The sequence below is a fragment of the Geminicoccus flavidas genome (assembly GCF_009806515.1).
Classification (GTDB): domain Bacteria; phylum Pseudomonadota; class Alphaproteobacteria; order Geminicoccales; family Geminicoccaceae; genus Geminicoccus; species Geminicoccus flavidus.
This window is the reverse complement of sequence record NZ_WUJP01000416.1, coordinates 1-7,962: the sequence shown is the minus strand read 5'-3', so window position 1 is coordinate 7,962 and position 7,962 is coordinate 1. Positions and strand designations below refer to the sequence as shown.

The 7,962-nt window shown below is 66.6% G+C and carries 8 protein-coding genes and 1 pseudogene; all 9 read left to right on the top strand.

Translation table 11 applies throughout. From position 1 onward, the window contains the following. Nucleotides 1–4: 4 nt before the first annotated feature. Nucleotides 5–745: an ABC transporter ATP-binding protein gene (locus EQG76_RS11795; RefSeq protein ID WP_159713574.1), complete on the top strand. Its 741-nt coding sequence runs from the start codon at nt 5–7 to the stop codon at nt 743–745. Next, nucleotides 738–1,442, top strand: coding sequence for an ABC transporter ATP-binding protein (locus tag EQG76_RS11790; RefSeq protein WP_159713572.1), 705 nt, complete (start codon nt 738–740; stop codon nt 1,440–1,442). Before EQG76_RS11795 ends, EQG76_RS11790 begins: the two co-directional genes overlap by 8 nt. Nucleotides 1,443–1,445: 3 nt before the next feature. Further along, complete coding sequence (locus EQG76_RS11785) at nt 1,446–2,336, top strand: branched-chain amino acid ABC transporter permease (protein ID WP_159713570.1); 891 nt, start codon at nt 1,446–1,448, stop codon at nt 2,334–2,336. 5 nt (nt 2,337–2,341) lie between these two features. After that, nucleotides 2,342–3,370 (top strand): branched-chain amino acid ABC transporter permease, encoded by a 1,029-nt coding sequence (locus tag EQG76_RS11780; RefSeq protein WP_159713568.1) that lies wholly within the window; start codon nt 2,342–2,344, stop codon nt 3,368–3,370. Further along, nucleotides 3,367–4,038: a cysteine hydrolase family protein gene (locus EQG76_RS11775; RefSeq protein WP_159713566.1), complete on the top strand. Its 672-nt coding sequence runs from the start codon at nt 3,367–3,369 to the stop codon at nt 4,036–4,038. The genes EQG76_RS11780 and EQG76_RS11775 overlap by 4 nt, the downstream gene beginning before the upstream one ends. A 98-nt stretch (nt 4,039–4,136) precedes the next feature. Then, nucleotides 4,137–5,390 carry an extracellular solute-binding protein gene (locus EQG76_RS11770; protein WP_159713564.1) on the top strand — a complete coding sequence of 418 codons (1,254 nt, stop codon included), beginning with the start codon at nt 4,137–4,139 and terminating at the stop codon, nt 5,388–5,390. 38 nt (nt 5,391–5,428) lie between these two features. Then, nucleotides 5,429–6,679, top strand: a complete 1,251-nt coding sequence (locus EQG76_RS11765) for an extracellular solute-binding protein (protein WP_159713563.1) — start codon at nt 5,429–5,431, stop codon at nt 6,677–6,679. 42 nt (nt 6,680–6,721) lie between these two features. After that, a complete protein-coding gene (locus EQG76_RS11760) occupies nt 6,722–7,591 on the top strand; it encodes a carbohydrate ABC transporter permease (RefSeq protein ID WP_159713562.1) in 870 nt (289 codons plus the stop codon). Continuing rightward, nucleotides 7,591–7,962: pseudogene (locus EQG76_RS11755) on the top strand (carbohydrate ABC transporter permease); the annotation flags it as partial. The gene EQG76_RS11760 and the pseudogene EQG76_RS11755, both read left to right, overlap by 1 nt.

The window sequence follows — 7,962 nt, the reverse complement described above, 5'->3', positions numbered from 1 at the left end:
TCCGATGTCCGATGGGCGCCTTTGCGCGCGCGATGTTCGTGTCGAATTCTCCGGGCTGCGTGCGCTGGACTGCGTCACCCTGGAACTCGCCCGCGGCGAGATCGTGGGGCTGATCGGGCCGAACGGCTCGGGCAAGACCACGCTGGTCAACGCCATCACCCGCCAGGTTCCGCTGGCCGCGGGCGAGGTGAGCGTGGACGGCGCGTCGCTTTCCGGGCTCAGGCCCCATGAGGTGGCGCGGCGTGGCATCGCCCGCTCCTTCCAGATCGTCCGGCTGTTCGACCATCTGACCGTGGCGGAGAATGTCGAGGCGGCAGCACTCGCCCAGGGGCTCGGCCGGCGTGCGGCGCAGGGCAGGGTGGGGGCACTGCTGGCGGAGTTCGGTCTCGCCCGGCAGGCCGAGACGCTGGCGGCGGCGCTCAGCTATGGCGACAAGCGCCGGGTCGAGATTGCCCGGGCACTCGCGGCCGAACCGTCCTTCCTGATCCTGGACGAGCCGGCGGCCGGCATGAACGAGGGTGAATCCGAGGTGCTCCTGTCGCTCCTGTCCCGGCTGCCCGCGGAGCGGAAGCTGGGCCTGCTCATCATCGACCACGACATGCCGCTGATCATGCGCCTGTGCCATCGCCTCCATGTGCTGGCCTCGGGGCGGACCATCGCCGAGGGTGATGTCGAGAGCGTGCGGCGCAATCCGGCGGTGATCGAGGCTTATCTCGGCTCGGCGGCAGAGGCCGGGCATGCTTGAGGTCAGCGACCTGAAGGTCAGCTACGGTGCCATCAATGCGGTGCGCGGCGTGTCGCTGCGCTTGAGCGAGGGCGAATTGGTCACGCTCCTGGGGGCGAACGGTGCCGGCAAGTCCTCGACGCTGCTGGCGATCGCGGGGGCGCTGAAGTCGTCTGGCACGGTGCGGCTGGACGGCACGGACGTGTCCGGCTGGTCGCCGGAGCGCATAGTGCGCCAGGGTGTCGCGATGGTGCCGGAAACCCGGGACGTGTTCCCGGACCTGACGGTCGCGGAGAACCTGCTGCTCGGCGCATATGCCAGGCGGCGTGACCGTGACGGCGTGGCGGAAGACCGGCAGCGGATGTTCGCCCTGTTCCCGCGCCTCCAGGAGCGGCAGGAGCAGGCGGCCGGCACGCTCTCCGGCGGCGAGCAGCAGATGCTGGTGATCGCCCGGGCGCTGATGTCCCGGCCGCGCCTCCTCCTGCTGGACGAGCCCTCGCTGGGCCTGGCGCCGACGGTCGTCGACCAGATCTTCGCGATGATCGCCGAGCTGAAGCGGCAAAGGCTCACCATCCTGCTGGTCGAGCAGAACGCGTCCAAGGCGCTGGCGTTGGCCGATCGGGCCTATGTGCTGCGCCTGGGCAAGGTTGCGGCCGAGGGCAGGGCCGCCGAGATCGCTGCGGCCTCCGACCTCGAGCATCTCTATCTCGGTGGCTGACCCATGCAGACCCTGCTCCAGTTCACCATCGACGTGCTCAGCCTGGGCGGCGCCTATGCGCTGATGGCGCTGGGCCTGGTGATCGTCTACGGCATTCTGAAGCTCGTGAACTTCGCCTATGGCGAGCTGATCATGGTAGCGGGCTACGGCCTGTTCCTGATGAACGGCTCAGGCCTGCCCTGGCTAGTCATGGCGGCCGTGGCGGTTTTGATCGCGGTCGTGACCGGCGTGCTCACCGAGTATGCTGCGTTCCGCCCGGTCCGGGCGAAATCGGTGACCGCGGTGCTGATCACCTCGTTCGCGTTCTCGACCATCCTGCAGAATGCGGCGCTCCTGTTCATCTCGCCCCGGCCACGCAACGTGCCGCTGCCCGACCTGTTCTCGCAGACCGTGGCGTTCGGCGGCATCCTGATCCCGGCGCGCAACCTGATCACCATCGTGGCCTCAATCGGCCTGCTCCTGCTGTTCGCCTTCCTCATGAAGCGCACAGTGCTGGGCATCGCGATGCGTGCGGCCGCCACCCAGTTTCGCATGGCGCGGATGCTGGGCGTGCCGGCCAACCTGATCATCTCCACCGCCTTTGCGATCAGCGGCTTCTTCGCGGGCGTGGTGTCGCTGCTCTGGATCGGCCGGATCGGCTCGGTCACGCCGGGCGTCGGCCTGGAGCCGCTGCTGGTGGCGTTCATCGCGACCGTGATCGGGGGGATGCGCAGCCTGCAGGGGGCAGTGCTGGGCGGCTTCCTCCTGGCCTTCATCAACACGGCGCTGAACTACCTCTTGACCCAGGACCTCCTGCAGTTCCGCGACGCCTTCACCTTCACCCTCGTCATCCTCATCCTGCTCTGGCGACCCGAGGGCCTGATCCGCGGTCCCGCCACCGGCCAGCGGACCTGAAGCTCGTGAAACCCGGCAACATCCTGACCCTCGTCATCCTGCTGGGCCTGGTCGCCCTGCTCGTGCTGGTCCCGCAGCTCGTGGGCTCGCGGGTGGTCGAGCGGATCGCCACGGCGCTCGCCATCAGCCTGGTGCTGGTGGTGGGCCTGCAGACCTTCACCGGCAATTCCGGGATCTTGTCGTTTGCCCATGTCGGCTTCATGGGGATCGGCGCGTATGCTTCGGCCGTGCTGACCATCCCGGTGCAGATGCGCGGTATGGCGCTGCCCGACCTGTACGGGGTGCTGGCCCAGATCCAGGTGACGCCGCTGGTCGGAATTGCGCTGGGCGGGGTGGTCGCTGCCCTGGTCGCCGCGCTCGTGGCCTACCCGCTGATGCGCCTGTCCGATGCGCCGGCGGTGATCACCTCCTTTGCCCTGCTGGTGGTGATCTACACCGTCCTGCAGCACTGGAGTGCCGTCACCAACGGGCCGCGCACCCTGTTCGGCCTGCCCAAGGCCACCACCCTGCCGCTCACCGCCGCGATCGCCTCCGTCGTGATCGTCGTGGCGCTGGCGTTCAAGGAGTCGCGCACCGGCCTGCTCCTGCGCGCGTCCCGCGACGACGAGCGGGCGGCCGCAGCACTGGGGGCCGGCATCCCGGCGCTGCGCTGGCGGGCCTTCATCCTGAGCGCGCTGATCGCCGGGATCGGCGGGGCGCTTTGGGGCCATTTCGTCACCTCCTTCTCGCCCAAGGCCTTCTACCTGAAGGAAACCTTCGTGATCCTGGGCATGCTGGTGATCGGCGGGATGAACACGGTGACCGGTGCGGTGATCGGCGCCTTCCTCATCTCCCTCCTGTTCGAAGGCCTGCGCGCGCTGGAGACCGCGCTGAACGCGTCGGGTGTCTTCGCCAACCAGGTCGTGGGCGTCACCGAGATCGTGCTGGCGCTGGCAATGATGGCCGTGATGTTCCTGCAGCCCGGCGGCCTGTTCGCCGCCACCGAGATCGGGCCGCTGATCCTGCGCCGTTTTACCAGGAGAGCCCCGCCATGAGCTGGAAGACCCGCCACCGTTCCTTCTACTACGCGAATGCGCCCGAGCCGGACGACATCGTCCTAGACCCGAAGGAAACGGCGCTGCTCGTGATCGACGTGCAGAGGACCTATCTCAAGCCGAAGCCGGACCCGGCCGAGAACGAGGCCTGGCAGCCCTTCTTCCGCCGCATGGACGAGGTGGTGATCCCGAACATCCGCCGGCTGATCCAGGACAGCCGGGAGCGCGGCGTCGAGGTGATCTATGCCCGGATCGCCTGCCTGAAGAATGACGGGCGCGACCGCTCGCTCAGCCAGAAGCGGCCGGGCTTCAACTACCTGCTCCTGCCGCGCAACGAGGAGGAGGGGCAGATCGTCGACGAGCTGGCGCCTGAAGGCGACGACATCGTGGTCGAGAAGACCACCGACAGCGCGCTCACCGGCACCAATCTGCGCATCCTGCTCGCCAACATGGGCATCAGGAACGTGGTGGCGACCGGGATCTTCACCGACCAGTGCGTGTCCTCGACGGTGCGCAGCCTGTCCGACGAGAGCTTCAACGTGGTGGTGGTCGAGGACTGCTGTGCCGCGGCCACCATGGATTTGCAGGATCGCGAGCTGGAGATCATCAACATGATCTACTGCCACGTGGTGAACAGCGAGGAACTGCTGAGCTTCTACCAGGTCTGAGCAATGCGCCGCTGCGGCGCTTGACAAGCCAACTACCATACAAGAGGCTCCCTGTGCACGCTGCCGGCGAGAGCAGCGCACGAACAGGGAGCCTCCAGATGACCCAGCCGATCCTCAGTCGGCGGACGACGCTGCGCTCGCTCGGCGCCGTTGCTGCCGCGTCGGTCCTGACCCCGCGGCGAGCGCGCGCCCAGGCACCCGTCCAGATGATCAGCCACCGCTATCCGGCGTTGGAGCTGTTCGCCGAGAAGATGCGCGGGGCGGTCGACGGGGTGGAGGTCAACACCCAGCTCATGCCGTTCGACAAGGCCAACGAGCTCGCGACCATCGCGCTGTCGTCCAAGGCCGACACGCTGGACATCGTCTATGCCAGCGACAGCACGGTGCAGAAGTACGCCAAGAACGGCTGGCTCATGCCGCTCGACGACCTGTTCGAGAAGTACAAGGCGGAGTTCAACCTCGGCGACTTCCCGGAAAGCGGGCTGGCACCCTACCGTTACGAGGGCAAGCTCTACGTGCTGCCCCACACGGTCAACGTGATGATGCTGTTCTACCGCAAGGACCTGTTCGACGCGGAAGGCAAGCAGCCGCCCAAGACGATCGCCGAGTATCAGGAGCTCGCCGAATACTTCAACTCGCCAATGCGCGCCGGCTCGGTGAACTGCCTGAAGCCGGTGGATGCTGGGCTGAACGAGGCGCACTGGTTCATCAATGCGCTGGGTGACGGGTGGTTCGACGATCAGTGGAAGCCGGTCTTCAACAACGAAAAGGGCGTGGCCGCGATCGAGACGCTCAAGGAGATCACCGGCTACGCCCAGCGCGGCTTCGCCACCGCGGCGAACGACGAGTGCGCGCTGGCCTACCAGCAGGACATCGGCGTGATGGGCCTGCAATGGGCGACCCGCGCGGCGTCCATGGACGATCCGGCGAAGTCCCGGGTGGTCGGCATGATCGATTGGGCGGCGGCACCCAGCGGCCATGCCAGGCTATCCGGCGATGGCTATGCGATTTCCGCCTTCACCAAGCAGGATCCGGACCTCCTGTTCCGGATCATCGCGACCTCGTCTAACGACGCCACCCAGCGCGAGGCGGCATCCCTGATGGTGCCGCCCCGGGAATCGGTGCTGCGCGATCCGGAGTTCGCCAAGAAGTTCCGGCACTATCCAGGCATCCTGGCAGCATTGGAGACCGCCCAGCCATTCCCGCCGCTGCCGGAGTTCTACGAGGCCGGTGAGTTCATCACCCGGCGCGTCCTGCAGGCGGTGGCCGGCGAGATGGAAGTGAAGGCAGCGCTGGATGCGGCTGCCAGTGAAACGGAACAGCTCCTGAAGAGCCGCGGCTACTACAACTGAGCGCGCTCCAGCCTTCACGAACCGATCAGGGAAGCACGATGCCGGGATTCGATCTCGACCGTCGGCGGGCGATGCAGGCGCTCGGTGCGGCGGCCGCCACGGCGCTGGTGGGCGGCACCGCCCGCGCCCAGGCGCCCGTCCAGATGATCAGCCACCGCTTTCCGGCACTGGAGTTCTATGCCGAGAAGATGCGGGGTGCCGTCGAGGGCGTAGAGGTCAACACCCAGCTCATGCCGTTCGACAAGGCGAACGAGCTGGCGACGATCGGCCTGTCGTCCAAGGCCGACACGCTCGACATCGTCTATGCCAACGACACCACGGTCCACAAATACGCCAAGAACGGCTGGCTCATGCCGCTGGACGACCTGTGGGCGAAGTTCAGCGACGAGTTCGACCTCGCCGACTTCCCGGAACGGGTGCTGGCCCCCTACCGCTACGAGGGCAAGCTCTACTGCGTGCCCCACAACGTCAACGTGATGCTGTTCTTCTACCGCCGTGACCTGTTCGAGGAAGCGGGCCGGCAGCCGCCTGCCACCATGGCCGAGTACGTGGAGCTGGCGAAGGAGTTCAACACGCCGATGCGGGCCGGCACGATCAAGTGCCTGAAGCCGATCGATGCGACGATGAACGAGGCGCACTGGTACTTCAACACGATCGGCGACGGCTGGTTCGATCAGGACTGGCGGCCGGTCTTCAACAGCGAGAATGGTGTCAAGGCGATCGAGGCGCTAAAAGAGGTGACCGCCTACGCGCAGCGTGGCTATGCGACCGCCGCCAACGACGAATGCACCCTGGCCCTGCAGCAGGACCTGGCGGCGATGGGCCTGCAATGGGCCAGCCGCACCGCGGCCATGGACGACCCAACCAAGTCGCGCGTGGTCGACCTGATCGACTGGGCGGCAGCGCCGGGCGGCCATACCCGGACCGCCACCGATGGCTACGCGATCAGCGCCTTCACCAAGCAGGACCCCGAGCTGCTGTTCCAGATCCTCGCGACCTCGTCGAGTGCCGCGAACATGCGCGAGGGGGCGGCCATGCTGGTGCCGCCGCGCGATTCGGTCCTGCGCGACCCGGAACTCGCCAAGCAGTTCCGCCAGTATCCGGGCATCCTGGCCGCACTGGAAACCGCCGTGCCGACCCCGCCGTTGCCGGAGTTCTACGAGGCTGGTGAGTTCATCACCCGGCGCATCCTGCAGGCAGTGGCCGGCGAGATGGAGGTCAAGGCAGCGCTCGACGCAGCGGCGACGGAAACCGAACAACTGCTGGAGAGCCGGGGCTACTACCGCTGATCGCACCCTGGAACGTCCTCGATCCGGAAGATTCGATCCGACATGCAGACTCAACGGGGCCTCTGGCTCTTCCTCGTGCCGAGCGGGCTGGTGATCTCGCTGGTGCTGCTCTATCCGCTCGGCTACGCGATCTACCTGAGCTTCTTCAACTACTACCTGGGCGGTCAGCCGCCGACCTTCATCGGCTTCGGCAACTATGTGGCGCTGTTCGGCGACGAGCGGTTCTGGGGATCGATCGGCAAGACCGTGCTGATCGTGGCCGGCGCCGTCAGCCTCGAGTTCGTGCTGGGCCTGGCGGTGGCCTTCGGTCTCTACAAGCTCACCTTCGGGGTGAAGCCCCTCAACCTCCTGATGTTCCTGCCGCACATCGTGACGCCGGTGGTGGCGGCCCTGTTCCTGCGCTGGATCTTCACCGGGCGCTGGGGCCTGCTCGATGCCATCATCATGAGCTTCAACATCTTCCCGCCGGACTGGCTGGGCACGCCCGGCTGGGCGCGGCTCACCGTGATCCTGGCCGATGCCTGGCAGTTCACGCCCTTCATGATCCTGGTGCTCTATGCCGGCCTGAACACGGTCGACAGCAGCCAGATCGAATCCGCGCAGATGGACGGGGCCGGCAACTGGACGATCCTCACCAAGATCATGCTGCCGGCGATCAAGCCGCTCATCCTGTTCGTGCTGGCGATCCGGATCATGGATGCTTTCCGGTTCTTCGACCAGATCTACGTGCTGACCGCGGGCGGACCCGGCACCGCCACTGAGACGCTAACCATGTACACCTATGCCCTGGCGTTCCGGCTGCTCGAGATCGGCAAGGCCTCAGCATTGGGCGTGCTCACGCTGCTGCTCTCGGCGATCACGATCGGGTTGCTGATCCTGGTGCTCTATCGCCGCGACAAGGGGGCCTTCTGATGCGGCCCTCGCGCGCGTCCCAGACGCTCCTGTTCCTGGCGCTGTGCGCCTTCACCGTGGTCAACCTGACCCCGATCATCTGGGCGTTCATGACCTCGATCAAGCTGCCGGTGGACGCCTTCTCAGTGCCGCCCAAGCTGATCTTCACGCCCACCTTCGAGTTCCACTACCAGGTCTGGGTCGAGAAGCAGTTCTGGCAGTTCCTGATCAACAGCGCGATCATCGCCGTCTCGGTCGTGTGCATCTCGGTGCCGATCGGGACGATGGCCGCTTTCGCGCTGTCCCGGATGCGGGGCAGCGGCTCGCGGGGCATCCTGTTCGGCCTGCTCGCGATGCGGATGTTCCCGCACATCCTGCTGGCGATCCCGTTC